Here is a 23,599-nt window from a genome sequence, read left to right as displayed (position 1 = left end):
CAGCGCGCAGGGGCCTGGCGCGGACCGTCATAGGTCGCGCCAGGCCCCTGCCCTCACAACCGGCTGGCGAAGAAATCCAGGAAGCAGGCGATGCGCCGCGACAGCTGCGTGTTGCGGTAGTACACCGCGTGCATCGGCTGCAGGTAGTCGGTGTGCAGGTCTTCCATGATGCGCACCAGGCGCCCTTCGATCAGATCGTCGCGCGACACGAAATCCGACAGGCAGGCGATGCCCACGCCGCGCAGCGCCAGGTGGCGCTGCGTCTCGCCGCTGGAGGTGGCCAGCGTGGGCGTGGCCAGATAGGTCGAGCCGCCCGCGTGGCGCAGCGGCCAGACGTTCAGGCTTTCGGGTTGGGTGAAACCCAGCAGTTCGTGCCGGGCAAGGTCCTCGACCGTGCGCGGCACCCCGCGCCGCGCCAGGTACTCCGGGCTGGCCATCAGCCAGCGCGGACGCGGACGCATCGGCCGCGCGTGCAGCGTGGAATCGTTCAGCGGCCCCATGCGCAGGGCCACGTCGGTGCGATGCTCGATCAGGTCGACGATGCGGTCGTTGCTGGTCAGCTCCAGCGAGATCGCCGGATACTCGCGACGGAAGTCGGCCACGTGCGGCACCACGCAATGCAGCATCACCGGCACCGAGGCGTCGACGCGCAGGCGGCCGGCCGGCTGCTGGTTGACGATGCGCATGCACTCCTCGGCCTCTTCCAGCGACTGCACGATCTGGCGCGCCTTCTGCAGGAAGTGCGCGCCCTCGGCGGTCAGCTCCATGCGCCGCGTGGTGCGGGTCAGCAGCGTCACGCCCAGGTCTTCCTCCAGGCGCGACAGGCCGCGGCTGACGCCGGAGGCCGTCTGGCCCAGCATTTCGGCGGCCGCGCTCATCGAACCGGCGTCGACCACGCCCAGGAACAGCCGCAGGGCCTCTGAATTGAGCGCCATTTTTGACTCCGGATCACAAGTATCCGGATTTTATCGCGCGCCGCCGCCGCAATTGCGCGGTGCCCTGGCCGACGGCGGGGTTATCCGGCAGCGCGGACGCAAAAGAAAAGCGGCGCACGCGGCGCCGCTTTTTTCACTGCATCGACCCGCGGCCGATCAACGCTTCTGCTTGAGCTGCGACAGGTCGCGCACCGCGCCGCGGTCGGCCGAGGTGGCCAGCGCCGCGTAGGCCTGCAGGGCCTGCGACACCACGCGCTCACGGCCCACCGGCAGCCAGCCGCCATCCTCGCGCGCGTTCATCGCGGCGCGGCGGCGGGCCAGTTCCTCGTCGGACACCGCCAGGTGCATCTTGCGGTTGGGGATGTCGATCTCGATGGTGTCGCCCTCTTGCACCAGGCCGATGGTGCCGCCCTCGGCCGCTTCGGGCGAGGCGTGGCCGATCACCAGACCCGACGAGCCGCCCGAGAAGCGGCCATCGGTGAACAGCGCGCAGGTCTTGCCCAGGCCCTTGGACTTCAGGTAGGACGTGGGATACAGCATTTCCTGCATGCCGGGGCCGCCCTTGGGACCTTCGTAGCGGATCACCACCACGTCGCCCGCCACGACCTTGTCGCCCAGAATGCCTTCGACGGCGTCGTCCTGGCTTTCGAACACGCGCGCGCGGCCGGTGAAGACCCACTGCGATTCATCCACGCCCGCGGTCTTGACGATGCAGCCCTTCTCGGCCAGGTTGCCGTACAGTACGGCCAGGCCGCCGTCCTTGGAGTAGGCGTTTTCCTTGCTGCGGATGCAGCCGGTCTGGCGGTCGGTGTCCAGCGTCAGGAAGGTGGCGTCCTGGCTGAAGGCCACGGTGGTGGGGATGCCGCCGGGCGCCGCGCGGTAGAACTTCTGCGCCGCTTCGCCGGCGCCGCCGGCCACGTCCCATTGCGCGATGGCGTTGCCCAGCGTGCCGCTGTGCACGTTGCCGCAGGACAGGTCGAGCAGGTCGGCGCGCGCCAGTTCGCCCAGGATGCCGAGGATGCCGCCGGCGCGGTGCACGTCTTCGATGTGGTACTTGTCGGTGGCGGGCGCGGCCTTGCACAGGCACGGCACCTTGCGCGAGATGCGGTCGATGTCGGCCATGGTGAAGTCGACGCCGGCTTCCTGCGCCGCGGCCAGCAGGTGCAGCACGGTGTTGGTCGAGCCGCCCATGGCCACGTCCAGCGCCATGGCGTTCTGGAACGCGCTCTTGGTGGCGATGCTGCGCGGCAGGACCGATTCGTCTTCCTCGACGTAGTAGCGGCGGCACAGGTCCACCACCAGGCGGCCGGCCTGCTCGAACAGGCCCTTGCGCCAGGCGTGCGTGGCGACGATGGTGCCGTTGCCCGGCAGCGCCAGGCCGATGGCCTCGGTCAGGCAGTTCATCGAGTTGGCGGTGAACATGCCGGAACAGGAGCCGCAGGTCGGACACGCGCTGCGTTCGACTTCGGCCACTTCGGCGTCCGACACTTTCGGGTCGGCGGCCTTGATCATGGCGTCGATCAGGTCGATCTTGGCGATCACCTTGCCGTCGGTCGGCGACTTGACCTTGCCGGCTTCCATCGGGCCGCCGGACACGAACACCACGGGAATGTTCAGGCGCATCGCGGCCATCAGCATCCCCGGGGTGATCTTGTCACAGTTCGAGATGCAGACCATGGCGTCGGCACAGTGCGCGTTGACCATGTATTCGACCGAGTCGGCGATCAGTTCGCGCGACGGCAGCGAATACAGCATGCCGCCGTGGCCCATGGCGATGCCGTCATCGACGGCGATCGTGTTGAATTCCTTGGCGACGCCGCCGGCGGCCTCGATCTCCTTGGCGACCAGCGCGCCCAGGTCGCGCAGGTGCACGTGGCCCGGCACGAACTGCGTGAACGAGTTGACCACCGCGATGATCGGCTTGCCGAAGTCTCCGTCCTTCATGCCGGTGGCGCGCCACAGGGCGCGGGCGCCGGCCATGTTGCGGCCGTGGGTCGAGGTGCGGGAACGGTAGTGCGGCATGATCTTGTCTCAGGCTATTAGCGTGGGCGGCAAAACGGTAAATAATACGCTGGTTCCGGCCGGCAGCGGCCGCAGGCCGCCCCGAGGCCGCGCCGTGGCCATCAGGCGGACGCCGCGCCGCGCGCCGCAAACGCGCTGGGCGGCTCGCCCAGCGCCTTGCGGAACATGGCCGCGAAGGCGCTGGGGCTCTCGTAGCCCAGATCCAGGGCCACATCCAGCACCCGCTCGCCGCGCGCCAGCCGCTCCATCGCCGCCAGCAGCCGCGCCTGCTGGCGCCAGCGGCCGAAGGTCATGCCGGTGTGCCGCAGGAACAGGCGATGCACCGTCTTGGGATCCACCCCCAATTCCCGCGCCCAGTCGGCCGCGCCCGCCTGGCGCTCGGGGTGACGCACGATGGCGCGGCAGATGCGCGCCAGGCGCGGCTCGGACGGCTGCGGCAGGTGCAGCGGCAGCACCGGCTCCTGTTTCAGTTCGTCCAGCAGCAGCATCATCAGGCGGCCGTCGCGGGTGCCCGGCTGCCAATCCAGCGGCACTTCGGCTGCCGCCACCATCAGCTCGCGCAAGAGCGGCGAGATCGACAGCACGCAGCATTCGGTGGGCAGGTGCGAGGCCGCGCCCGGCTCGACGAACACCGTGCGCATGCGCGGTTCGCCGCTCATGCGGATGGCGTGCGAGACCCAGGCCGGCACCCACACGCCGCGCGTGGGCGGCACCACCCAGATGCCCGCATCGGTATCGACCACCATCACGCCCGAGATCGCGTACAGCAGCTGCGAACGGCGGTGGCGATGGCGCCGCACGCGGTGCCCGTCCTCGTAATCCACCGCCAGCGCGGCCACCGGCCGCTGCGAGGATTCGTACGGAAACAGGTCCAGGTCGGCGGGCTTGCGCGATCCGGAGGGGCGTGGCGGTGCTTTGGATTTGTCCATTTCTCGACGATTCATGCCCAGCTGGCGGTAGACGGTCTTTTCCAGTGTACCTATCCTGCCCGCATTGCCGTTGATTTCCCTGCCGTCCGCGTTCCGATCATGCGTCTTCGTCCCCGCTCCCCCGCCACCCGCGCCGCCTTGCGCGGCCGGCGCGCGCGCCTGGCCGGGAAATCGGACGCCTTCGCACTTGCGCGCGCCGTCCCGCCGACGCTACGACTAGCGCGCGGTTGCCGGGCCTTGCGCCCCGTGGCCGCCCGGCAGCCCCGGGCCCTCTGACGGGTCCGTCCGCCACCTCCCTTGCCCGACCGCCGCCGCAGACCGGCGGCCCCAGACGCCGCGCGCCGCGCGGCCGGAGGTTTCCATGCTCGACCATCCCCAACACAAGTACCGCCCCGTCCAGCCCTTTGCCCGCGACTACGCCGAGCGCCAATGGCCGGCCCGCCGCCCGAGCGCGCCGCCCATCTGGATGAGCACCGACCTGCGCGACGGCAACCAGGCGCTGATCGACCCCATGGACGCGGCCCGCAAGCTGCGCTTTTTCGAACAGCTGGTGGCGGTGGGGCTGAAGGAGATCGAAGTCGCGTTCCCGTCGGCTTCCGACACCGACTTCAATTTCGTGCGCAAGCTGATCGAGGAGAACCGCATTCCCGCCGACGTCACCATCGAGGTCCTGACCCAGTCGCGGCCCGACCTGATCGCGCGCACCTTCGAATCGCTGCGCGGCGCGCCGCGCGCCATCGTGCACCTGTACAACCCGATCGCACCGCAATGGCGCCGCATCGTGTTCGGCATGAGCCGCGCCGAGATCAAGGAGATCGCGCTGGCCGGCACGCGCCAGATTCGCGCCCTGGCCGACGCGCATCCGGACACCGAATGGATCTACCAGTATTCGCCCGAGACCTTCAGCCTGGCCGAACTGGATTTCGCGCTGGAGGTCTGCGATGCGGTCAGCGCCATCTGGCGTCCGACGCCGGCGCGCAAGATGATCATCAACCTGCCGTCGACGGTGGAATGCACGACCGCCAACGTCTATGCCGACCAGATCGAATGGATGCATCGCCGCCTGGCGCGGCGCGACAGCATCGTGCTGAGCGTGCATCCGCACAACGACCGCGGCACCGCCGTGGCCTCGGCCGAACTGGCGCTGCTGGCCGGCGCCGGCCGGGTCGAGGGCTGCCTGTTCGGCAATGGCGAACGCACCGGCAACGTCGACCTGGTGACGCTGGCGCTGAACCTGGATCGCCAGGGCATCGCCAGCGGCCTGGACTTCAGCGGCATGGCCGCCGTGCGCGACTGCGTCGAGGCGTGCAACCAGCTGCCGGTGGACGTGTTCCACCCCTATGCGTTCATGTCCGCAGCGCCAGCAACGCTTCCTGCAGGTGCCGCAGTCCACGGCTGAGCGGCTTGTCCCGGCGCACCACGATGGCCAGGGTGCGCGCCAGGCGCGGCGCCAGCGAGCGCACGGCCAGGCTGTCGCGGTGGCCGGCGCCGCTCACCGCCAGCCTGGGCAGCACGGCGCAGGCCAGGCCGGCGGCCACGATTTCCTTCATGGCCTCGGTGCTGCCCAGTTCCATGACCGGCTTGGGCGCCATCCCGGCTTCCTCGAACCAGTCATCCACCAGCCGCCGGGTGCGCGCGCCCGGCTCGAACAGCACCAGCGGCAACGCCGCCAACGCCTGCGGCGTGACGGCATCCGGCATGGCGATGGGGCCGCGCGCCGGAAAGATGGCCACGAACTCGTCTTCCAGCACCGGGGTGACCTCGAACATGCGGCCCGGCGCCGGCAGCGTCACCAGGCCGATGTCCAGCGTGTTGTTCTCCAGCCCGCGCAGCATGTCGGCGGTATTGCCGGTGCTGGCCACCACGTCCAGCGCCGGAAAGCGCCGCCGCAGGCTCGCCAGCAGTGGCGGCAGCAGATAGGTGCAGGCGGTGGCGCCGGTGCCCAGCCGCACCCGCCCCGTCACCTGCGCGGCGTGCGCCGTCATGGCCTGCTCGGCCTGCGCCAGCGCCGTGTCGATCGCGCGGATGTGGGTCAGCAGTTCCAGCCCGGCGGCGGTCGGCCCCGCTCGCCGGCCCACCCGCTCGACCAGCTTCAGGCCGAAGCGGCGTTCGAGCTGGCGCACCTGCAGGCTGACGGCGGGCTGGGTGATGCCGCCCCGTTCGGCCGCGGCCGAGAAACTGCCCAGTTCGATCACCTGCGCGAAGGTGCGCAGGGCGTCCAGATTGAGTCCGCGCATGGGTCCATCCGGCGCCGTGCGGCCGCCGCCTTGGTCAAAGTTTTACTTATGAAAACGATAACAGACCAAAGCTTTATTTATGCATGGCCTTGCGCGACACTGGCGACTCGTTTTCGCGCCGCGCCGGCGCGCCTTTCTCCGCTTCCCCATGCCGCAACCTGCCGCCCCCCTCCTGATCCGCGATAGCGCGGATGCCGACCTGCCCGCCATCAAGGCCCTCTACGCGCACCACGTCCAGCACGGCACCGCGTCGTTCGAGCTGGAGCCGCCCTCCATCCAGGAGATGCGCCAGCGGCGCGCCGGCGTGCTGGAAAAGGACATGCCCTATCTGGTGGCGGAGATCGACGGCGAAGTGGTGGGCTATGCCTACGTCACGCCCTACCGCCCCCGCCCGGCCTATCGCCACACGGTCGAGGACTCGGTCTACGTCAAGGCGGGCCGCGCCGGCCAGGGCATCGGCGGCAAGCTGCTGGCCGCCCTGATCGAACGCTGCACCGCGGCCGGCTGGCGCCAGATGCTGGCGGTGGTCGGCGACAGCCGCAACGCCGCCTCGCTGGCGGTGCATGCGCGCCAGGGCTTTCACCCGGTGGGCACGCTGCGCTCGGTGGGCCACAAGCATGGGGAATGGCGCGACACCGTGCTGATGCAGCGCGCGCTGGGCGAGGGTGACGCCACGCCGCCGCAGCGCCCCTGATCGGCGCCTGAAGCGATCGGCATCCAAAGGCGCCGCGCGCCGATGGATGGTCGTCGTTGCGCTTCCTTTGCGTGGCTAGGGAGTGGAACGGTACGGCGCGCACGCAGCGATGGGTGTATCGGCCGGCCTGGCGACCGCCGGCGTGAGACGCTCGCGGCCCCGCGCCATGCCGGCGCGACGCCAGCGCTGCTCGGCCAGCGCGGCGGCCAGTTCATCGCCCGTGCCGGGTCGGAAGAACAGGAAGCCTTGCAGCAGATCACAACCGGCTTCGCGCGCAGCGCGGCAATGCGCCTCGGTCTCGATGCCCTCGGCCACGGTGGCGATATCCAGGTCCCGCGCCAACTGGCAAATCGAGGTCAATACCTTTTGCGCGTCCGCCTGCCGCGCGGCGCTCCAGATAATCGACTTGTCCAGCTTCAAGCCCGCCAACGGCAGCGCCGACAACCATTCGAGGTTGTTGTAGCCCTTGCCGAAATCGTCGAGCCAGACCTGGATGCCGCGGCTGGTGAATGCTTCCAGCATCGAGCGGATCTCGGCGGATCCCGCATGCAGCGCCGCCTCCTCCGTGAGCTCGATGCGGATATCGTCGGGCGCCAAGCCGCAGGCGGCGACATCGCGCAGGATCACGCCGACGACGTCGCGGCGGGCGAAGCTCTGCGGCGAGATGTTGATGTTCACCGCCAGCCCCTTCCCCGGCGCCTCCTGCCGCCAACGCGCCTGATCGTGGGCGATGGTGTGCAAGCCCCAACTGATCAGGGCCTGCCCGGCCTCGGGGGCGCCCGCTTCACGCAACAAGCCATCGATACCCATCGTCTCGCCGCCGGTCGCGCGCCATCGCAACAGGGCCTCCGCCCCGACGATCTCCAGATCCGTGGCGGTGACGATGGGTTGATAGTGGAACTGCAGGCGGTCGCCCTGGATGGCGGCCAGCAGCGGCGACACGGCGCCCTCTTTCCGGACCGCGGCAGGCTCGCTGCCATCCTGGGCCAAGGTGGCCGAAAACGAATAGCCCTTGCCGCGCAAGCTGCGGATCGGAATGGTCATGCCGGCGGCGACACCCTTGCGCTTGAGGCGGCTGATGACCAGGTCCAGCGCGCGCCCATTGCCGGGGATGTCCAGGCTGGCGGCGGCGAAATCCGCGCGGCGGATGATCCGCTCGGGGTGACCGTACATGCCCTTGAGCACCGCACGCTCCATGGGCGTGAGGCTGACGCCCGGACCGGCGGGCGACACCAGCGTCCAATCGTTGTCGCACAGGCGCCAGCTTTGCTCGGCCACGACCGGCTCCGCCGCCACGTCCGGCCGGCGCGGCGCGGCGGGCTGGCACAGCGTCAACTTGCGCTGCGCCGACTGGATCGCCGCCGCCACCTCGCTGTAGCTGATGCGGGTGCCATAGCAACTGTCCGCGCCGGCCAGCAGCGCGTTGATACGCACCGCCGGGCTTTCGATATGGCGGATGGCGATGATGGTCGAATGCGAGAAACGCGCGCGCAATTGGCCGATCGTGATGTCCAGGTCCCGGGGCAGGCACAGGTGCACCTGGATTTCTCCCGCGTGACGCGCCGGCGCCGGCTCCTGGAGCGAGACGGGATTCAGGACGAAACCGATCTGCTCGAGCGAATCGGAGATGCCTTGCTTGGCGAATTCGTTATCGAAAATGAGGATAATGCGCGACCGATTCATGATGATTGAGCCCTGAGTAGAAACGCCTTTCCATCGAACGGTATTGAAATGTTTGTTTGCATCTCCATACCGGAACAGGGTCGCAAAAAATGGGCGCTCAATCCCTTGCCTGGCCGTGTAAAGTCGAAATTAAATGAAATCCATTCATCTTTAAATGAATGGATTTCAATATATCGAAATAAAATTCACCGATCGGCGAAACGTGGCGACACGCGCACAGCTACTGTCAGCACGGGTTCTGACGCCATTGCGGCGTCAACTGGCCAGGCGCCGCGGCTGGCCGCCGGGCGCATCCTGGAGCAGGGGAGCGTGATGGCCACGTGGGCGGCGCACGGCTCGTTGAAAGAACGTTGCCATCGCGTGGCCGGCGGGCGGCTCACGCGCCGCGCTGCGCCGTCCACTTCTCCCAGCCGGCCCGGCGCAGCTTGCAGGCCGGGCATTCGCCGCAGCCGTAGCCCCAGCCGTGGCGCGCGCCGCGTTCGCCCAGGTAACAGGTGTGGCTTTCCTCGACGATGGTCTCGACCAGCGCGTCGCCGCCCAGTTGCTGGGCCAGCGCCCAGGTCTCGGACTTGTCGATCCACATCAGCGGCGTCTCGATGGTGACGCGGCTGCCCAGGCCCAGGCCCAGCGCCACCTGCTGCGCCTTGATGGTGTCGTCGCGGCAGTCGGGGTAGCCCGAGAAATCGGTTTCGCACATGCCGCCCACCAGCACGTCCAGCTGGCGCCGGTAGCCCAGCGCCGCCGCCAGCGTCAGGAACAGCAGGTTGCGGCCCGGAACGAAGGTGTTGGGCAGGCCGTTGGCCTGCATCTCGATGGCGCGGTCGCTGGTCATGGCGGTGTCGCCCACCTGGCCCAGCACCTTCAGGTCCAGCAGATGGTCTTCGCCCAGGCGCGGCGCCCACTGCGGGAAACGCGCGCGGATGTCGCGCAGCACGTTCAGGCGCGCATCCAGCTCGATGCGGTGGCGCTGACCATAGTCGAACGCCACGGTTTCCACATGGGCATAGCGGTCCAGCGCCCAGGCCAGGCAGGTGGTGGAATCCTGGCCGCCCGAAAACAGCACGAGCGCGCGACGTTGGTGATTCAGCATAAAAGGGGGTTTCTGCAAAGACTAAGGGATAGAGCCAGACTTTACCGCAGCCGGCCGGCTGCACCGTAAGGAAGCCTGCGTAAAATCGGTGACGTTCTCGTTCACGGTTTACCAGCAGCGCGCATCACCCCACCCTCCCTTTCCCAGCAGCCCGACGGATCCCCCGCCCGATGAATGCCAGCCGCCCGCAGTCCGACTCCGCAGAACCCTTGCGTCACGATATCCGGCTGTTAGGCCGAATGCTGGGCGAAGTCATCGCCGAATGCGAAGGCAAACGCGTCTTCGACACCATCGAGACCCTGCGCCGCACCGCCGTCAAGTTCCGCCGCGAAGGCAACGCCGCCGACGGCAAGCTGCTGGAGCAGCGCGTCAAGCACCTGCAGGGCAGCGACCCCAACTCGGTGGCGCGCGCCTTCAGCTACTTCCTGCACCTGTCGAACATCGCCGAGGACCGCGACCAGAACCGCAGCCAGCGCGCCCGCGCCCTGGCCGGCGATGCGCCCGCGCGCGGCAGCCTGCGCGACGCGGTGCAGGCCCTGGGCCGCCATGGCGTGACGCCGGCGCGCATCCGCCGCCTGCTGGCCGACGCCTGCGTCATGCCGGTGCTGACCGCCCACCCCACCGAAGTGCAGCGCAAGAGCACGCTGGACGTGCATCGCGAGATCGCCGCCGCGCTGGCCCAGCGCGACCAGCCGCTGACGCCGGAGGAACTGACCGAACTCGATGCCGCGCTGCTCGGCCGCGTGGCCACGCTGTGGCAGACGCGCATGCTGCGCTACACCCGCCTGACGGTGGCCGACGAGATCGAGAACGCGCTGTCGTACTACCGCAGCACCTTCCTGCAGGTCATCCCGCGCGTCTACGGCGACCTGTCCAAGCTGCTCAATCGCGACGCCAAGCCCTTCGTTGCCCCGCCCCCGCCGCTCGAGCCGTTCCTGCGCATGGGCAGCTGGATCGGCGGCGACCGCGACGGCAACCCGAACGTCGACGCCGGCACGCTGGAGCGCGCCCTGCTGCGCCAGGCCACCGTGCTGTTCGAGCACTACCTGCAGGAAGTGCATGCGCTCGGCGCCGAGCTGTCCATCACCACGCTGCTGATCGCGGTCGACCCGGCGCTGCTGGCGCTGGCCGAACACAGCGGCGACGACTCGCCGCATCGCAGCGACGAGCCCTACCGGCGCGCGCTGGTCGGCGTCTATGCGCGCCTGGCCGCCACCGCGCTGCGCCTGACCGGCCAGAACCTGGCCCGCCGCAGCACCGTCGCGGCCCAGCCCTACGACACGCCGCAGGAATTGTCGGCCGACCTGGCCGTCATCGCCGCGTCGCTGGCCGCGCACCATGGCGCGCCGATCGGCAAGCTGCGCCTGGCCGGCCTGCAGCAGGCGGTCGAAGTGTTCGGCTTTCACCTCGCCACGGTCGACCTGCGCCAGAGTTCCGACGTGCACGAGCGCGCGCTGGCCGAACTGTTCAGCCGCGCCGGCGCCACCCACGAGGGCCAGCCGCTGGACTACCTGGCGCTGGACGAGGACGCGCGCGTGGCCCTGTTGCGCGCCGAACTGGCGCAGGCGCGGCCGCTGGCCTCGCCCTGGATCGCCTACAGCGAGGACACCACGCGCGAACTGGCGGTGCTGCGCGCCGCCGCCGCCGGCCGCATGCGCTACGGCAAGCAGGCCGTGCGCCAGACCATCGTCTCGCACACCGAGACCCTAAGCGACCTGCTGGAAGTGATGGTGCTGCAGAAGGAAGCGGGCCTGATCGCGCCCGCCGGCCAGGAGATCGCGCCGGAAGACGGCCTGATGGTGGTGCCGCTGTTCGAGACCATCCCCGACCTGCAGCGCGGCGCCGACATCATGGCCGCCTGGCTCGATCTGCCCGAGATCCGCGAACGCGTGAAGCGGGCGCAGAACGGCGCCCAGGAAGTCATGCTGGGCTATTCCGACAGCAACAAGGATGGCGGCTTCCTGACCTCCAACTGGTCGCTCTACCAGGCCGAACGCGCGCTGGTCGACGTGTTCTCCAGCCGCCACGTGCGGCTGCGCCTGTTCCATGGCCGCGGCGGCTCGGTCGGCCGCGGCGGCGGTTCCAGCTTCGACGCCATCCTGGCGCAGCCGCCCGGCACCGTGGCCGGCCAGATCCGCCTGACCGAACAGGGCGAGGTCATCCAGAGCAAGTACAAGGATGCCGAGGTCGGCCGCTGGCACCTGGAGCTGCTGGTCGCCGCCACGCTCGAATCCAGCCTGGCGCAGCGCGCCGAGGCCACCAGCGCGGAAGACGCGCACATGGCGCATCATGGCCCGGCCATGTCGTTCATGTCCGAGACCGCGCAGCGCAGCTACCGCGGCCTGGTCTACGACACGCCGCGCTTCGCCGAATACTTCTTCGCCGCCACCCCGATCGCCGAGATCGCCGGCCTGAACATCGGCTCGCGCCCGGCCTCGCGCAAGAAGGGCCAGCGCATCGAAGACCTGCGCGCCATTCCGTGGGGTTTCTCCTGGGCCCAGTGCCGCCTGATGCTGACCGGCTGGTACGGCATGGGGTCGGCCATCGAGGCCTACCTGGAAGCCGGCGCGCCGGGGGCGCCGCGCTCGCAGCGCGGCCGCCTGGCCCAGCTGCGCGAGATGGCGCGGGACTGGCCGGCCTTCCGCACGCTGCTGTCCAACATGGAGATGGTGCTGGCCAAGTCCGACCTGGCCATCGCCGCGCGCTACGCGCAACTGGTGCCGCAACGCGCGCTGCGCGAGAAGATCTTCGGCATGATCAGCGCCGAGCATGGCCGCACCCTGGCCATGCTCAAGCTGCTGACGCGGCGCGAGCTGCTGGCCGACAACCCGTCGCTGCAGGCTTCGCTGCGCGAGCGCTTCGCCTACATCGACCCGCTCAACTACCTGCAGGTCGACCTGATCCGCCGCCACCGCGCGGCGCAGAAGTCGCCCGCCGCCGAGGCCGATGAACGCGTGCAACGCGCGATCCACCTGACCATCAACGGCATCGCCGCCGGGTTGCGCAATTCGGGGTAAGGCAAAAGGGTAACGCCGCGCCGGGGCCTCGCGCTCCGGCGCGCGCTTTGCCCCATTCCATCGATTCGACCCTCCATGCAGAACGCGACGCGGCCTCGGCAGGCGGCCTTGCGCGCGTTCCACACTGTCCACCTGACGAACGCCCCAAAACGGCCATTTGTCCACCCCCGGCAACTTTTAGTACTATCTTCGTCAGAAATTCTATATACGCACAAATGTTCGTATATAGAACACAACGATTTTTCTGGCCCGCGCACAGGAAGACACCGACGGAAGAGACAGATCGCAGTTCCCTGGTTCCGCCTGTGCCGCCCGCCGCGCGCGCCCCGTAAGGCAAGCGAACCCTCATGGATACTCCCCTGCAGAATCTGGCCGTCATCGGCGCCGGCGCCATGGGCAGCGGCATCGCCGCGCTCTTCGCCTCGAAGGGATTGGACGTGGTCCTGGTTGATCCGATGGACGGCGCCCTGGATCGCGCCCGCGCCGTCATCGAACGCCAATTGAACGTCTACGCCCCCGGCCAGGTCGACGCCGTGATGCAACGCATCCGCATGGCGCCCGGCCTGGACGCGGCGGCGGCCTGTGACCTCGTCATCGAGGCGGTGCCCGAGAACCTGGAACTCAAGCGCGGCCTGTTCGCCCAGCTCGACGCGCTGTGCAAGCCCGAAGCGATCTTCGCCACCAACACCTCGGGCCTGTCGATCAACGCCATCGCCAGTGCTGTCGCGCGCCGCGACCGCTTCGTCGGCACGCACTTCTTCACCCCCGCCGACGTCATCCCGCTGGTCGAAGTGGTGCGCAACGACGCCACCTCGGAAGACACCGTGGCGCGCGTCATGGCGACGCTGCGCCTGGGCGGCAAGCGCCCGGTGCTGGTGCGCCAGGACATCCCCGGCTTCATCGCCAACCGCATCCAGCACGCCCTGGCGCGCGAGGCCATCTCGCTGCTGGAAAAGGGCGTGGCCAGCGCCGAAGACATCGACGAAGTGGTCAAGTGGAGCCTGGGCATCCGCCTGGCGCTGTCCGGTCCGCTGGAACAGCGCGACATGAACGGCATTGACGTCCACTACGCCATCGCCAGCTATCTCTACAAAGACCTGGAAAACCGCACCGAGCCGTCCGACCTGCTCAAGAGCAAGGTCGAGAACGGCCAGCTCGGCGCCAAGAGCGGCCAGGGGTTCTATACCTGGAGCCCCGAGCGCCGCGAACAGGTGCTGCGCGAGAAGAGCGCGGCGCTGGGCGAGCTGGCCGCGTGGCTCAACGCCAAGGCCGGCGATTCCTGACGCCGCCGCAACACCGAAACCCTACACCATAAGGCGCGCGGCGATCCGTCCGACGCGCCAGCGGGCCACGAGCCCAACCACGCAAAGAAACCGACCGTCCCATCCGCTTCGCGCCCTTATCCGGCGCACGGCGGCGCAAGACACAAGAGCAATACGCCTTACCGGAGTTCGTAGGAGGCACCATGAATAAATTGGCATCTTTTTTCACTGAGCTGATGCGCAAGTATCTGCCCGATCCCTTTGTCTTCGCGATCGCGCTGACCTTGCTCACCGTACTGCTGGCCATGGGCATCGAAGGCCAGGGCATCGGCGACGTGACCCGCGCCTGGGGCAAGGGCTTCTGGAGCCTGCTGGCCTTCACCACCCAGATGGCCGTGATCCTGGCCATGGGCTACGTGCTGGCCACCGCGCCGCTGACCGACCGCCTGCTCAACCGCATCGTCAGCCACGTGCACAAGCCGCACACCGCCATCATCGTCGCCACGCTGGTCGGCGGCATCGGCAGCTACCTGAACTGGGGCTTCGGCCTGGTCATCGGCGGCATCGTCGCCAAGAAGCTGGCGCTCAAGGTCAAGGGCGTGCACTACCCGCTGATCATCGCCGCGGCCTACAGCGGCTTCACCATGTACGGCCTGGGCCTGTCGGCCAGCATCCCGGTGCTGGTGGCCACGCCTGGCCACCCCACCGCCAAGCAGATGGGCACCATTCCGCTGACGGAAACCATCTTCTCGGTGCCGATGCTGATCACCAGCCTGGTGATCATCGTGACGCTGCCGCTGCTGAACGCCTGGCTGCATCCGAAGAAAGGCGAAAAGATCGTCGAAGTGGACCCGGCCATCGACCGCGACGCCAACGCGTCCAACGCGGCCGAGGACATGCTGGAAAAGGGCACGCTGGCCTCCAAGCTGAACAACAGCCGCATCCTCAGCCTGCTGATCGGCGCGCTGGGCGTGGCCTACGTCGTCTTCCACTTCATGGACGGCGGCTCGCTCGACCTGAACCTGATCAACTTCATCATCCTGTTCCTGGGCATCATCCTGCTGGGCACGCCGGCCGCCTACGTGGCCAAGCTGACCGAAGGCATCAAGACGATCTCCGGGATCATCCTGCAATATCCGTTCTACGCCGGCATCATGGCCATCATGGCCGCCTCGGGCCTGGTGACCACCATCTCCAAGGTCTTCGTCGACGTCGCCACGCCGGCCACGCTGCCGTTCTGGGGCCTGATCAGCTCGTTCGTCATCAACTTCTTCGCGCCCTCGGCCGGCGGCCACTGGGTCATCCAGGGCCCGTTCATGATCGACGCCGCCCGCGAAATCGGCAGCGCGCTCAACCAGACCACCATGGCCGTGATGCTGGGCAACGCCTGGAACGATCTGGTGCAACCTTTCTGGATCCTGCCGGCGCTGGCGCTGTCCAAGCTCAAGCTGCGCGACGTGATGGGCTACACGGTCATCATGATGCTGTGGGTCGGCGTGATCCACATCACCGCCGTGCTGGCATGGGGCTATCTGACGCATTAAGCCCCCCCGTACGCGCTTGCGCGCGCCCCCCAGGGGGCGACACCTGCAGACCGGCAGAGCCGGATCTGGCGGTGTCCTCGATGGGGAGGCAGATGGAATGTTGAGAGGCGGTGTTCTTGAGGACGTCGCGATTGAGAACTGAATTGGGAGCTGAGATGAGCAAACCTACCGCGTACCTGGTGACCGGCGGCAGCGCCGGGATCGGCGCCGCCATCATCCGCATGCTGCTGGATGCCGGGCACAAAGTCGTCAACATCGACTACCGCCTGCCCGAGCATCCGCCGGCGGGGCTGGTGTCGTACCAGGCCGACCTGACCGACGAGGCGCGCACCAAGGCAGTGGCCGCGGAAGTGACCGCGGCCTACGACATCGTCGGCCTGGTCAACAACGCCGGCGCCACGCGTCCCGGCACCGCCGACACGGCCACGCTGGCCGACCTGGACTACGTGGTCAACCTGCATCTGCGCACCGCGCTGATCCTGGTGCAGGCCGCGTTGCCGGCGATGCGCGCGGCCGGCTTCGGCCGCATCGTCAACATGTCGTCGCGCGCCGCGCTGGGCAAGCCGGACCGCGTGGTCTATTCGGCCACCAAGGCCGGCCTGGTCGGGCTGACGCGCACGCTGGCCATGGAACTGGGCGGCGACGGCATCACCGTCAACGCCATCGGCCCGGGCCCCATCGCCACCGACCTGTTCACCAAGAGCAATCCGGCCGGCGCGCCGCAGACCGAGCGCATCATCAACAGCATCGTGGTCAAGCGCCTGGGCACGCCCGAGGACGTGGCGCGCGCCGCCATGTTCTTCCTGTCGCCCGACAACGGCTTCGTCACCGGCCAGATGCTGTATGTGTGCGGCGGCACGACGCTGGGCGTCGCCCCCATCTGAGGCCCGCCGCGATGGCCGACCATTTTTCAGCCCACGCCCTTCGGCGCCGCCTAGCGGCGCAGCAGCGCGTGGTTGATCTGGTCGGCGGCGCGGCGCAGCGGCGGCAGGAAGGTCGCCAGCATCTCCTCGCGCGAGAAGCGGTTGGCATGGCCGCTGACGTTCATCGCGGCGATCACCCGGCCGCTGCGGTCGACGAACGGCACCGCCACGGACTGCAGGCCCGGCTCCAGTTCCTGCGCCACGCAGGCATAGCCGTCGGCGCGCACGCCGGCCAGGATGGCCTTGAGCGCGCCGATGTCGGTCACGGTGTCCTTGGTGTAGGCCTGGATCTGGCTCATCGCCAGCACCCGGTCCAGTTCGGCCGCGGGCAGGCCCGCCAGCAGCACGCGGCCCATCGACGTCACCCAGGCCGGCAGGCGGCTGCCCACGGCCAGGTTGATGGTCATGACCTTGTGCGTCGACAGCCGCAGAATGTAGACGATGTCGGCGCCTTCCAGCACCGACACCGAGCACGACTCGCGTGTCAGCTCGGCCACTTCTTCCATGTAGGGCAGCGCCAGGTTCCACAGCGGCGTGCCCGACAGGTAGGCGTAGCCCAGTTCGAGGATGCGCGGGGTCAGCGCGAACTTGCGGTCCTCGACCGTGACGTAGCCCAGGTGCTCCAGCGTCAGCAGGATGCGGCGCGCGCCGGCGCGGGTCAGGCCGGTCACGGCCGCGACCTCGGACAGCGTCATCTGGGAACGATCCGGGCCGAACGCCCGGATCACGGACAGGCCGCGCGCAAAAGATTGAACGTAGCTGTCGCTGGGTTGCTGGGTTGCTTGCTCGGCCATCCGTCTACCGCGAGAAAAAACGTTGCCGCTGCCGGCAACCCTGAAACGGGGAGGATCGCACCGCACCGGCTTGCCTTGACGGTCGACTATCCCCATGAAACGATGTTCTTCAGAAGAACGAAAGTTCTAATTAAGAACAAATTATGACACGCCACCTATGAGCGAACACCATGATTTCTAAGCTTGTTGCAAGCGCGGCGGCCGCCCTCGCCGACGTCCCGGACGGCGCCACCGTCATGATCGGCGGCTTCGGCACCGCCGGCCAGCCCATGGAACTGATCGACGCCCTGCTCGAGCAAGGCGCCAAGGATCTGGTCATCATCAACAACAACGCCGGCAACGGCACCACCGGCCTGGCCGCCCTGCTGGGCGCCAACCGCGTGCGCAAGATCATCTGCTCGTTCCCGCGCCAGGTGGACTCGCAGATCTTCGACGGCCTGTACCGCAGCGGCAAGATCGAGCTCGAACTGGTGCCCCAGGGCAACCTGGCCGAGCGCATCCGCGCCGCCGGCGCCGGCATCGGCGCGTTCTTCTCGCCCACCGGTTACGGCACCCCGCTGGCCGACGGCAAGGAAACCCGCGAGATCAACGGCCGCCAGTACGTGCTGGAATATCCGTTGCACGCCGACTACGCGCTCATCAAGGCCGAGCGCGGCGACCGCTGGGGCAACCTGGTGTACCGCAAGACCGCCCGCAACTTCGGCCCCATCATGGCCAGCGCCGCGCGCGTGGCCGTGGCGCAGGTGCGTGAAGTCGTCGAACTGGGCGCCCTCGATCCGGAAACCGTCATCACCCCCGGCATCTTCGTGCAGCGCGTCGTGCAGATCGACGCCGCCCAGGCCGCCAAGGAGCAGCAATGAGCACCAAACTGACCCGCGACCAGATCGCCGCCCGCGTCGCCCAGGACATTCCTGAAGGCGCCTACGTCAACCTCGGCATCGGCCTGCCGACGCTGGTGGCCAACCACCTGCCGGCCGACCGCGAAGTCATCCTGCACACCGAGAACGGCATGCTGGGCATGGGCCCGGCGCCGGCCAAGGGCGAGGAAGACTACGACCTCATCAACGCCGGCAAGCAGCCCGTCACCGAACTGCCCGGCTGCTCGTTCTTCCATCACGCCGACTCGTTCGCGATGATGCGCGGCGGCCACCTGGACATCTGCGTGCTGGGCGCCTTCCAGGTGTCGCAGCACGGCGACCTGGCCAACTGGCACACCGGCGCGCCCGACGCCATCCCCGCCGTGGGCGGCGCGATGGACCTGGCCATCGGCGCCAAGGACGTCTTCGTCATGATGGAGCTGCAGACCCGTGAAGGCCAGAGCAAGCTGGTCGACGTCTGCACCTATCCGCTGACCGGCGTGCGCTGCGTGTCGCGCGTGTACACCGACGTGGCCGTGTTCGACATCCGCGCCGACGGCGTCACGGTGATCGACATGTTCGGCGAAACCACCGCCGACGAGCTGCTGCGCCTGACCGGCCTGCCGCTGAAGTTTTCCAACTGATCCTTCCCCCGCGCCCCGGCAACGCCGGGGCCGATTTCCTGGAGACACCCATCATGTTGTTCATGGTTCAAATGCAGGTCAATCTGCCCGTCGACATGCCGGCGGCCCAAGCCGACAAGCTCAAGGCCGACGAAAAGGCCCTGGCGCAGCAGCTGCAACGCGACGGCAAGTGGAAGAGCCTGTGGCGCGTCGTCGGCCGCTACGCCAACGTCAGCATCTTCGACGTGCAGGACAACGACGAGCTGCACACGCTGCTGTCGTCGCTGCCGCTGTTCCCCTACATGGACATCCAGGTGACGGCGCTGGCGCGCCATCCCTCGGCGATCTGAACGGAGCCGCCCATGCCCTACATCATCGAAACCTTCGACAAGCCCGACCACCAGGCCGTGCGCCAGCAGCATCGCGCCGCGCACCTGGAATACCTGGACGCCAACAAGCACCTGCTGCTGGCCTGCGGCGCCAAGCTGCAGGATGACGGCAAGGACCTGGGCGGCGGCCTGTACATCGTCGACCTGGACACGCGCGAGGCCGCGCAGCAGTTCATCGACGCCGATCCCTTCGCCCAGGCGCAGCTGTTCCAGCGCGTGACCATCACGCGCTGGCGCAAGGCCTACATCGACGGCACCTGCCACCTGTAATCGCCACGCGGCCGCCTCCGGGTGGCCGCGCTTTCATTCCCCGAGGATTTTCCGCATGTCTTACGCCGATCTCAGCCAGGCACGGCTGTTCTACGTCATCGATGGCCCCGCCGACGCGCCGGTGCTGGTGCTCTCCAATTCGCTGGGCACCAACGCCGACATGTGGGCGCGCCAGGTTCCCGCGCTGAGCAAGCACTTCCGCGTGCTGCGCTACGACACCCGCGGCCACGGCAAATCCTCGATCCCCGACGGCGAATACAGCTTCGCGCAGCTGGGCAACGACGTCGCCGAACTGCTGGCGCACCTGGGCATCGAACGCGCCCACTTCTGCGGCCTGTCGATGGGCGGCCCCACCGGCCTGTGGCTGGCGCTGAACCGGCCCGAGCTGATCGGCAAGCTGATCCTGTGCAACACCGCCGCGCGCATCGGCTCGGCCGAAGGCTGGAGCGCCCGCATCGCCGCCGTGGCCGAACAGACGCTGGAAAAGATGGCCCCGACCCTGGTCGAGCGCTGGCTCACCGACGGCTACCGCGCCGCCGAGCCGGGCCTGTCGCAGGTGCTGGTCGACATGCTGCGCCGCACCTCCGACGCCGGCTACTCGGGCAACTGCGCCGCGCTGCGCGACGCCGATTTCCGCGAACAGGTGTCGGCCATCAAGGCGCCGACGCTGGTCATCAGCAGCACCCACGACCTGGCCGCCACGCCCGCGCAGGGCCAGGAACTGGCCGGCGCCATCAACGGCGCGCGCTACCTCGAACTGAACACCTCCCACATCTCCAACTGGGAACAACCGGAAGCCTTCACCCGCGCGGTGGTCGACTTCCTCGCGGAGTAAGCCATGCAGCGCTGGACCCATCGGCCCGAAGGCTCCAACTGGGGCGACTTCGGACCCGACGACCAACTCGGCCGCCTCAATCTCATCACCGAAGAGCAGGTCCTGAAAGGCGCGCGTGAAATCCGCGCCGGCAAGACCTTCTGCCTGTCGCTGCCGCTGGACCTGCCCGGCGGCAACGTGCTCAACCCGCGGCGCCATCCGCCGCAGTTGAGCCCGACCCGGCTGGCCGACACGCCCTACCTGAACTTTCCGCTGCGCAACGTCAACCCGGACGCGGTCGACGTGCTGAGCGACGACCAGGTGCTGCTGTCGATGCAGTACTCGACGCAATGGGACGCGCTGGCGCACGTCGGCGCGCTGTTCGACGCCGACGGCGACGGCAAGCCCGAGCTGCGCTACTACAACGGCTACCAGGCCGGCGTCGACGTCATCGGCCCGGCCGACGGCGACCACACCGGCTGCGGCTGCAACAGCGGCGGCCCCTCGGCCGCGCTGAAGCTCGGCGTCGAGAACCTGGCGCAGAAAGGCATGCAGGGCCGCGGCGTGCTGCTGGACCTGGCGCGCCACTACGGCCCCGGCCGCACCCTGATCGGCCACGCCGAGATCCAGCATGTGCTGAAGACGGACGGCATCGAGATCGAGCCCGGCGACATGCTGGTGCTGCGCACCGGCTACGCCGAAGCCGTGGTCGCCATGGCCGGCAAGCCCGACGCCGAGGTGCTGCACACCTACGGCGCCGCGCTCGACGGCACCGACGCCGCGCTGCTGCAGTGGATCACCGACAGCGGCATCGCCGCCATCTGCGCCGACAACTACGCCGTCGAAGCCTATCCCGCGCGCGAGAAGACCGGCCCGCGCGCCATGCTGCCGCTGCACCACCACTGCCTGTTCAAGCTGGGCCTGCCTCTGGCCGAGCTGTGGTACCTGAAGGACCTGGCCGAGTGGCTGCGGGCCAACGGCCGCCACCGCTTCATGCTGACGGCGCCGCCGCTGCGACTGCCGCACGCGATCGGTTCGCCGGTCACGCCGATCGCCACGGTGTAGGCGCGCCCCGCTGGGGACGCGCGGAAAAAAGCGCCGGTCCGTTCAACGGCCGGCGCTTTTCAATGGCGCGGATTCAACGCTGCGTTCAGCCCTTCAGGCAGGTGCTCATGAAGGTCTTGCGCTTGTCGCCGGTCAGCTTCTGCTCGCCGGCCTTGGCGTTGCAGTCCTTCATCTTCTGCTGCTGCGGCGTCAGCTGCTTGGCGGGCGGCGGCGCCTCGCCCTTCAGGCAGGCGCTCATGTACGTCTTGCGATCATCGCCCTTCTTGCCTTCGGCCGACTTGTTGCAGTCGGCCATGCGCTGCTGCTGCGGGGTTGGCGTCTTGGCGGCAGGCGTGGCGGCGGGCGCGGGGGTCTTGGCGGGTGCGGGCGTGGCGGCGGGCGTCTGGGCGTAGACGGCGCCGAAGCAGCTGGCGGACAACACGATGGCCGAAGCCAATTGGCTAGTACGGGATAGCATGAGTTCCTCCCTTGATCGCCCGTCGGCGCCAATCTGGCGCACGCCCGGGCCGCAAGATCCGCCGGCCAAGTTGCCGGCGTGGTCATCATCGGACAAAGCCGCACGCTTCGCAAGCGCCGAAAGGACAACAAATGCTAACGCCGCCGCGATCATTCAGCTTATAGAAAGGTGCTCCGGCGGCCGCCATTTTTCCCGCGAAAACCGCACGCCGTCCCCCCGCGCCACCGCGCCTAAATCCCGCCTAAACCGCCTGAAACGCCCGCAAGTTGGAGACATTCCGATGCACTTGTGGCATCCGCAGAGGAATCTGCGGCTATCCCCTGCAACCTGTTACCCATTCATCCCTTTGGGCCGTTGTGCCCGGGTCGGGAAAGGTGTGAGATAGACGCATGCCCCCGACACGCGACGCCAGAGACCGCGGCGAAGGCAACCCGGTAGCCGGGCCCCACAGGAGACCGTCATGAAAACCGCCCTTGCCTTCCTCGCATTGCTGGCCGGCCTGACCGGTGGCGCGCAGGCGCAAAGCCTGTACGGCGTCACGCTGGGCAACATCCAGGCCATCCGCGACACCAACGAAAACGTCTCCACCATCACCGGTTCGCTCGCCAACCAGTCGGCGCGCGCCGTCAACTACGTCATGCTGACTTTCGTTCTCTACGACGACCAGGGCCGCGAGATCGGCCGCGTGCGCGACGACGACATCGGCCCGCTGGCGCCGGGCCAGATCAAGATGATCCGCGCCATCACGCCGCTGCAATTCGCCAAGGTCACCGCCCTGGACATACGCGCTCGGTAGGCGAAAAACCCTTATCTGGATAGGGTTTAGTCAAGCCGGCGTCAGCCCAATTGTGGGAAAATTCCACAGCCGACTCGACAAAAGGGGCTTCCACACGAAGCCCCTTGTTGCGTCTGCCGGCACGCCGGCATGCCCGGCCTCGTTACCAAGGAAGTGAAAAGATCATGTTTCCCAAAAGACTCACCGAAGGCTATCAGTCCTTTCTCGCCGGCCGCTTCCACTCCGAACGCAGCCGCTACGAAAAACTGGCCGAAACTGGGCAAAGCCCGGAAATCCTGATCATCGGCTGCTGCGACTCGCGCGTCTCACCCGAAGCCATCTTCGACGCCGGCCCCGGCGAGATGTTCGTGGTGCGCAACGTCGCCAACCTGGTCCCGCCCTGTGACCCCGACTCCGAATCCTCGTACCACGGCACCAGCGCCGCCATCGAATTCGCGGTCAACGGCCTGAACGTCAAGCACATCGTCGTCCTCGGCCACGCCTCCTGCGGCGGCATCCGCGCCTTCTTCGACGACGCCAAGCCCCTGACCAAGGGCGACTTCATCGGCAAGTGGATGTCCCAGATCGCGCCCGTCGCCGACGAACTCGGCCCCGGCGGCGACGACCGCGCCGCCAACCTCAAGCGCCTCGAACTCGCCGTCATCGGCCACAGCCTCAAGAACCTGATGACCTTCCCGTCCATCCGCCGCCGCGTCGAAAGCGGCGAACTGGAACTGCACGGCACCTACTTCGGCGTCGCCACCGGCGTCCTGTTCCTGCGCGACGCCGCCACCGGCGAATTCAGCCCCTGCCTGGAAACCGGCCTCCCCAGCTGATCGCTCCGCGAACGCGGCGGCCCCGCCGCCGCGTGCACTGCCACACGCCAAGCGCACCGCATGATCGCCGGCGCAACGTCATTGCCACCGCAACGCCGCCGCCAGCGCAGAACCATCACCCGCGCCCCTCACCCCCAACGCGCAGCGTCATCCCTCCGACGCCAGACACCCAAACGCCAAAAAAGGCCGCCCGCGCGGCCGCCTTTTGGCGACCCCGCAAGCCCCTCCCCCACCCCCGATTGTTGGCAAGAACGCCAAGCAACCAGCCCGCCCCAACGACGGCCGTTAAGTCTCATCGCGAGCGGGTGACGGGGCAGGCGGGGGATGGCGGGGCGTGTAGATGCGCCCGAGGGAAACCGTAGGGAGCCGAAGGCGGACGAGGT

At 68.3% G+C, this 23,599-nt stretch carries 22 protein-coding genes; 14 read left to right on the top strand and 8 right to left on the bottom strand.

Annotation, left to right across the window (positions count from 1 at the left end; genetic code table 11):
• Positions 1 to 53: 53 nt before the first annotated feature.
• The 3 genes from AOZ53_RS28290 to AOZ53_RS28280 form a co-directional block, all read right to left on the bottom strand.
• Positions 54 to 935 (bottom strand): LysR family transcriptional regulator, encoded by an 882-nt coding sequence (locus AOZ53_RS28290; protein ID WP_054429412.1) that lies wholly within the window; start codon positions 933 to 935, stop codon positions 54 to 56.
• Between the two features lie 156 nt (positions 936 to 1,091).
• Positions 1,092 to 2,957, bottom strand: a complete 1,866-nt coding sequence (ilvD, locus tag AOZ53_RS28285; protein ID WP_054429411.1) for a dihydroxy-acid dehydratase — start codon at positions 2,955 to 2,957, stop codon at positions 1,092 to 1,094.
• A gap of 101 nt (positions 2,958 to 3,058) precedes the next feature.
• Positions 3,059 to 3,901 (bottom strand): AraC family transcriptional regulator, encoded by an 843-nt coding sequence (locus AOZ53_RS28280; protein WP_054429410.1) that lies wholly within the window; start codon positions 3,899 to 3,901, stop codon positions 3,059 to 3,061.
• Positions 3,902 to 4,247: 346 nt separating this feature from the next.
• Between AOZ53_RS28280 and AOZ53_RS28275 the strand changes: the two genes are divergently transcribed.
• The gene (locus AOZ53_RS28275; RefSeq protein ID WP_054490311.1) at positions 4,248 to 5,285 is read left to right on the top strand and encodes a 2-isopropylmalate synthase; all 1,038 of its coding nucleotides are present in this window, start codon (positions 4,248 to 4,250) and stop codon (positions 5,283 to 5,285) included.
• Here the strand turns inward: AOZ53_RS28275 and AOZ53_RS28270 are convergent.
• Positions 5,233 to 6,123, bottom strand: coding sequence for a LysR family transcriptional regulator (locus AOZ53_RS28270; protein ID WP_054490309.1), 891 nt, complete (start codon positions 6,121 to 6,123; stop codon positions 5,233 to 5,235). The two genes, AOZ53_RS28275 and AOZ53_RS28270, sit on opposite strands and share 53 nt — an antisense overlap.
• Positions 6,124 to 6,271: 148 nt before the next feature.
• Here AOZ53_RS28270 and AOZ53_RS28265 point away from each other — a divergent pair, with 148 nt between their 5' ends.
• On the top strand, positions 6,272 to 6,817 hold the full coding sequence (locus AOZ53_RS28265) for a GNAT family N-acetyltransferase (RefSeq protein ID WP_054429407.1): 546 nt from the start codon (positions 6,272 to 6,274) through the stop codon (positions 6,815 to 6,817).
• 75 nt (positions 6,818 to 6,892) lie between these two features.
• Here the strand turns inward: AOZ53_RS28265 and AOZ53_RS28260 are convergent, their stop codons facing one another.
• Together AOZ53_RS28260 and queC are read right to left on the bottom strand one after the other, a co-directional pair.
• Positions 6,893 to 8,500 carry an EAL domain-containing protein gene (locus tag AOZ53_RS28260; RefSeq protein WP_054474828.1) on the bottom strand — a complete coding sequence of 536 codons (1,608 nt, stop codon included), beginning with the start codon at positions 8,498 to 8,500 and terminating at the stop codon, positions 6,893 to 6,895.
• A gap of 376 nt (positions 8,501 to 8,876) precedes the next feature.
• Positions 8,877 to 9,590: a 7-cyano-7-deazaguanine synthase QueC gene (gene queC, locus AOZ53_RS28255; RefSeq protein WP_054474829.1), complete on the bottom strand. Its 714-nt coding sequence runs from the start codon at positions 9,588 to 9,590 to the stop codon at positions 8,877 to 8,879.
• A gap of 170 nt (positions 9,591 to 9,760) precedes the next feature.
• Here queC and ppc point away from each other — a divergent pair, with 170 nt between their 5' ends.
• The 4 genes from ppc to AOZ53_RS28235 all read left to right on the top strand — a co-directional run bounded on the left by ppc (position 9,761) and on the right by AOZ53_RS28235 (position 16,297).
• Positions 9,761 to 12,607: a phosphoenolpyruvate carboxylase gene (gene ppc / locus AOZ53_RS28250; RefSeq protein ID WP_054490307.1), complete on the top strand. Its 2,847-nt coding sequence runs from the start codon at positions 9,761 to 9,763 to the stop codon at positions 12,605 to 12,607.
• Positions 12,608 to 12,954: 347 nt separating this feature from the next.
• The gene (locus tag AOZ53_RS28245) at positions 12,955 to 13,890 is read left to right on the top strand and encodes a 3-hydroxyacyl-CoA dehydrogenase family protein (protein ID WP_054429404.1); all 936 of its coding nucleotides are present in this window, start codon (positions 12,955 to 12,957) and stop codon (positions 13,888 to 13,890) included.
• A gap of 182 nt (positions 13,891 to 14,072) precedes the next feature.
• Positions 14,073 to 15,413 (top strand): short-chain fatty acid transporter, encoded by a 1,341-nt coding sequence (locus AOZ53_RS28240; protein ID WP_054490305.1) that lies wholly within the window; start codon positions 14,073 to 14,075, stop codon positions 15,411 to 15,413.
• Positions 15,414 to 15,568: 155 nt separating this feature from the next.
• Positions 15,569 to 16,297 (top strand): SDR family NAD(P)-dependent oxidoreductase, encoded by a 729-nt coding sequence (locus AOZ53_RS28235; protein WP_020926102.1) that lies wholly within the window; start codon positions 15,569 to 15,571, stop codon positions 16,295 to 16,297.
• A gap of 50 nt (positions 16,298 to 16,347) precedes the next feature.
• Here AOZ53_RS28235 and AOZ53_RS28230 read toward each other — a convergent pair whose 3' ends face one another.
• Positions 16,348 to 17,130, bottom strand: a complete 783-nt coding sequence (locus tag AOZ53_RS28230; protein WP_054490302.1) for an IclR family transcriptional regulator — start codon at positions 17,128 to 17,130, stop codon at positions 16,348 to 16,350.
• A 170-nt stretch (positions 17,131 to 17,300) separates the two neighbouring features.
• Between AOZ53_RS28230 and AOZ53_RS28225 the strand changes: the two genes are divergently transcribed.
• The 6 genes from AOZ53_RS28225 to AOZ53_RS28200 are packed head-to-tail and all read left to right on the top strand — an operon-like array spanning position 17,301 to position 21,148.
• Entirely contained in the window at positions 17,301 to 17,990 is a 690-nt protein-coding gene (locus tag AOZ53_RS28225; protein WP_054490300.1) for a 3-oxoacid CoA-transferase subunit A, read from the top strand.
• Positions 17,987 to 18,631: a 3-oxoacid CoA-transferase subunit B gene (locus tag AOZ53_RS28220; protein ID WP_006391658.1), complete on the top strand. Its 645-nt coding sequence runs from the start codon at positions 17,987 to 17,989 to the stop codon at positions 18,629 to 18,631. The genes AOZ53_RS28225 and AOZ53_RS28220 overlap by 4 nt, the downstream gene beginning before the upstream one ends.
• A gap of 53 nt (positions 18,632 to 18,684) precedes the next feature.
• Entirely contained in the window at positions 18,685 to 18,960 is a 276-nt protein-coding gene (gene catC / locus AOZ53_RS28215) for a muconolactone Delta-isomerase (protein WP_054429400.1), read from the top strand.
• 12 nt (positions 18,961 to 18,972) lie between these two features.
• Positions 18,973 to 19,269, top strand: coding sequence for a YciI family protein (locus tag AOZ53_RS28210; protein ID WP_054474835.1), 297 nt, complete (start codon positions 18,973 to 18,975; stop codon positions 19,267 to 19,269).
• Positions 19,270 to 19,324: 55 nt separating this feature from the next.
• Positions 19,325 to 20,104: a 3-oxoadipate enol-lactonase gene (gene pcaD / locus AOZ53_RS28205; RefSeq protein ID WP_054429398.1), complete on the top strand. Its 780-nt coding sequence runs from the start codon at positions 19,325 to 19,327 to the stop codon at positions 20,102 to 20,104.
• Positions 20,105 to 20,107: 3 nt separating this feature from the next.
• On the top strand, positions 20,108 to 21,148 hold the full coding sequence (locus AOZ53_RS28200; RefSeq protein WP_054490297.1) for a cyclase family protein: 1,041 nt from the start codon (positions 20,108 to 20,110) through the stop codon (positions 21,146 to 21,148).
• Between the two features lie 85 nt (positions 21,149 to 21,233).
• Here AOZ53_RS28200 and AOZ53_RS28195 read toward each other — a convergent pair whose 3' ends face one another.
• A complete protein-coding gene (locus AOZ53_RS28195; protein ID WP_054429396.1) occupies positions 21,234 to 21,605 on the bottom strand; it encodes a PsiF family protein in 372 nt (123 codons plus the stop codon).
• A 460-nt stretch (positions 21,606 to 22,065) separates the two neighbouring features.
• Here AOZ53_RS28195 and AOZ53_RS28190 point away from each other — a divergent pair, with 460 nt between their 5' ends.
• Positions 22,066 to 22,401, top strand: a complete 336-nt coding sequence (locus AOZ53_RS28190; protein WP_054429395.1) for an FxLYD domain-containing protein — start codon at positions 22,066 to 22,068, stop codon at positions 22,399 to 22,401.
• 164 nt (positions 22,402 to 22,565) lie between these two features.
• Entirely contained in the window at positions 22,566 to 23,216 is a 651-nt protein-coding gene (locus AOZ53_RS28185; protein WP_054490295.1) for a carbonic anhydrase, read from the top strand.
• The last annotated feature ends 383 nt before the right edge of the window (positions 23,217 to 23,599 follow it).

The sequence above is a fragment of the Achromobacter sp. 2789STDY5608621 genome, from assembly GCF_001299375.1.
Classification (GTDB): Bacteria; Pseudomonadota; Gammaproteobacteria; order Burkholderiales; family Burkholderiaceae_B; genus Achromobacter; species Achromobacter insuavis.
The sequence above is the reverse complement of the archived record's forward strand: the minus strand, read 5'-3'. Positions and strand labels throughout refer to the sequence as shown.

Excerpts from the sequence above, each read along its gene's own strand:
- queC (WP_054474829.1), bottom strand. The coding sequence starts at position 9,590 with ATGCTGAATCACCAACGTCGCGCGCTCGTGCTGTTTTCGGGCGGCCAG.
- catC (WP_054429400.1), top strand. The coding sequence starts at position 18,685 with ATGTTGTTCATGGTTCAAATGCAGGTCAATCTGCCCGTCGACATGCCG.
- AOZ53_RS28200 (WP_054490297.1), top strand. The coding sequence starts at position 20,108 with ATGCAGCGCTGGACCCATCGGCCCGAAGGCTCCAACTGGGGCGACTTC.
- AOZ53_RS28265 (WP_054429407.1), top strand. The coding sequence starts at position 6,272 with ATGCCGCAACCTGCCGCCCCCCTCCTGATCCGCGATAGCGCGGATGCC.
- AOZ53_RS28220 (WP_006391658.1), top strand. The coding sequence starts at position 17,987 with ATGAGCACCAAACTGACCCGCGACCAGATCGCCGCCCGCGTCGCCCAG.
- pcaD (WP_054429398.1), top strand. The coding sequence starts at position 19,325 with ATGTCTTACGCCGATCTCAGCCAGGCACGGCTGTTCTACGTCATCGAT.
- AOZ53_RS28240 (WP_054490305.1), top strand. The coding sequence starts at position 14,073 with ATGAATAAATTGGCATCTTTTTTCACTGAGCTGATGCGCAAGTATCTG.
- AOZ53_RS28230 (WP_054490302.1), bottom strand. The coding sequence starts at position 17,130 with ATGGCCGAGCAAGCAACCCAGCAACCCAGCGACAGCTACGTTCAATCT.
- ilvD (WP_054429411.1), bottom strand. The coding sequence starts at position 2,957 with ATGCCGCACTACCGTTCCCGCACCTCGACCCACGGCCGCAACATGGCC.
- AOZ53_RS28185 (WP_054490295.1), top strand. The coding sequence starts at position 22,566 with ATGTTTCCCAAAAGACTCACCGAAGGCTATCAGTCCTTTCTCGCCGGC.
- AOZ53_RS28275 (WP_054490311.1), top strand. The coding sequence starts at position 4,248 with ATGCTCGACCATCCCCAACACAAGTACCGCCCCGTCCAGCCCTTTGCC.
- AOZ53_RS28195 (WP_054429396.1), bottom strand. The coding sequence starts at position 21,605 with ATGCTATCCCGTACTAGCCAATTGGCTTCGGCCATCGTGTTGTCCGCC.
- AOZ53_RS28260 (WP_054474828.1), bottom strand. The coding sequence starts at position 8,500 with ATGAATCGGTCGCGCATTATCCTCATTTTCGATAACGAATTCGCCAAG.
- AOZ53_RS28235 (WP_020926102.1), top strand. The coding sequence starts at position 15,569 with ATGAGCAAACCTACCGCGTACCTGGTGACCGGCGGCAGCGCCGGGATC.
- AOZ53_RS28225 (WP_054490300.1), top strand. The coding sequence starts at position 17,301 with ATGATTTCTAAGCTTGTTGCAAGCGCGGCGGCCGCCCTCGCCGACGTC.
- AOZ53_RS28270 (WP_054490309.1), bottom strand. The coding sequence starts at position 6,123 with ATGCGCGGACTCAATCTGGACGCCCTGCGCACCTTCGCGCAGGTGATC.
- AOZ53_RS28245 (WP_054429404.1), top strand. The coding sequence starts at position 12,955 with ATGGATACTCCCCTGCAGAATCTGGCCGTCATCGGCGCCGGCGCCATG.
- AOZ53_RS28210 (WP_054474835.1), top strand. The coding sequence starts at position 18,973 with ATGCCCTACATCATCGAAACCTTCGACAAGCCCGACCACCAGGCCGTG.
- ppc (WP_054490307.1), top strand. The coding sequence starts at position 9,761 with ATGAATGCCAGCCGCCCGCAGTCCGACTCCGCAGAACCCTTGCGTCAC.
- AOZ53_RS28190 (WP_054429395.1), top strand. The coding sequence starts at position 22,066 with ATGAAAACCGCCCTTGCCTTCCTCGCATTGCTGGCCGGCCTGACCGGT.
- AOZ53_RS28290 (WP_054429412.1), bottom strand. The coding sequence starts at position 935 with ATGGCGCTCAATTCAGAGGCCCTGCGGCTGTTCCTGGGCGTGGTCGAC.
- AOZ53_RS28280 (WP_054429410.1), bottom strand. The coding sequence starts at position 3,901 with ATGAATCGTCGAGAAATGGACAAATCCAAAGCACCGCCACGCCCCTCC.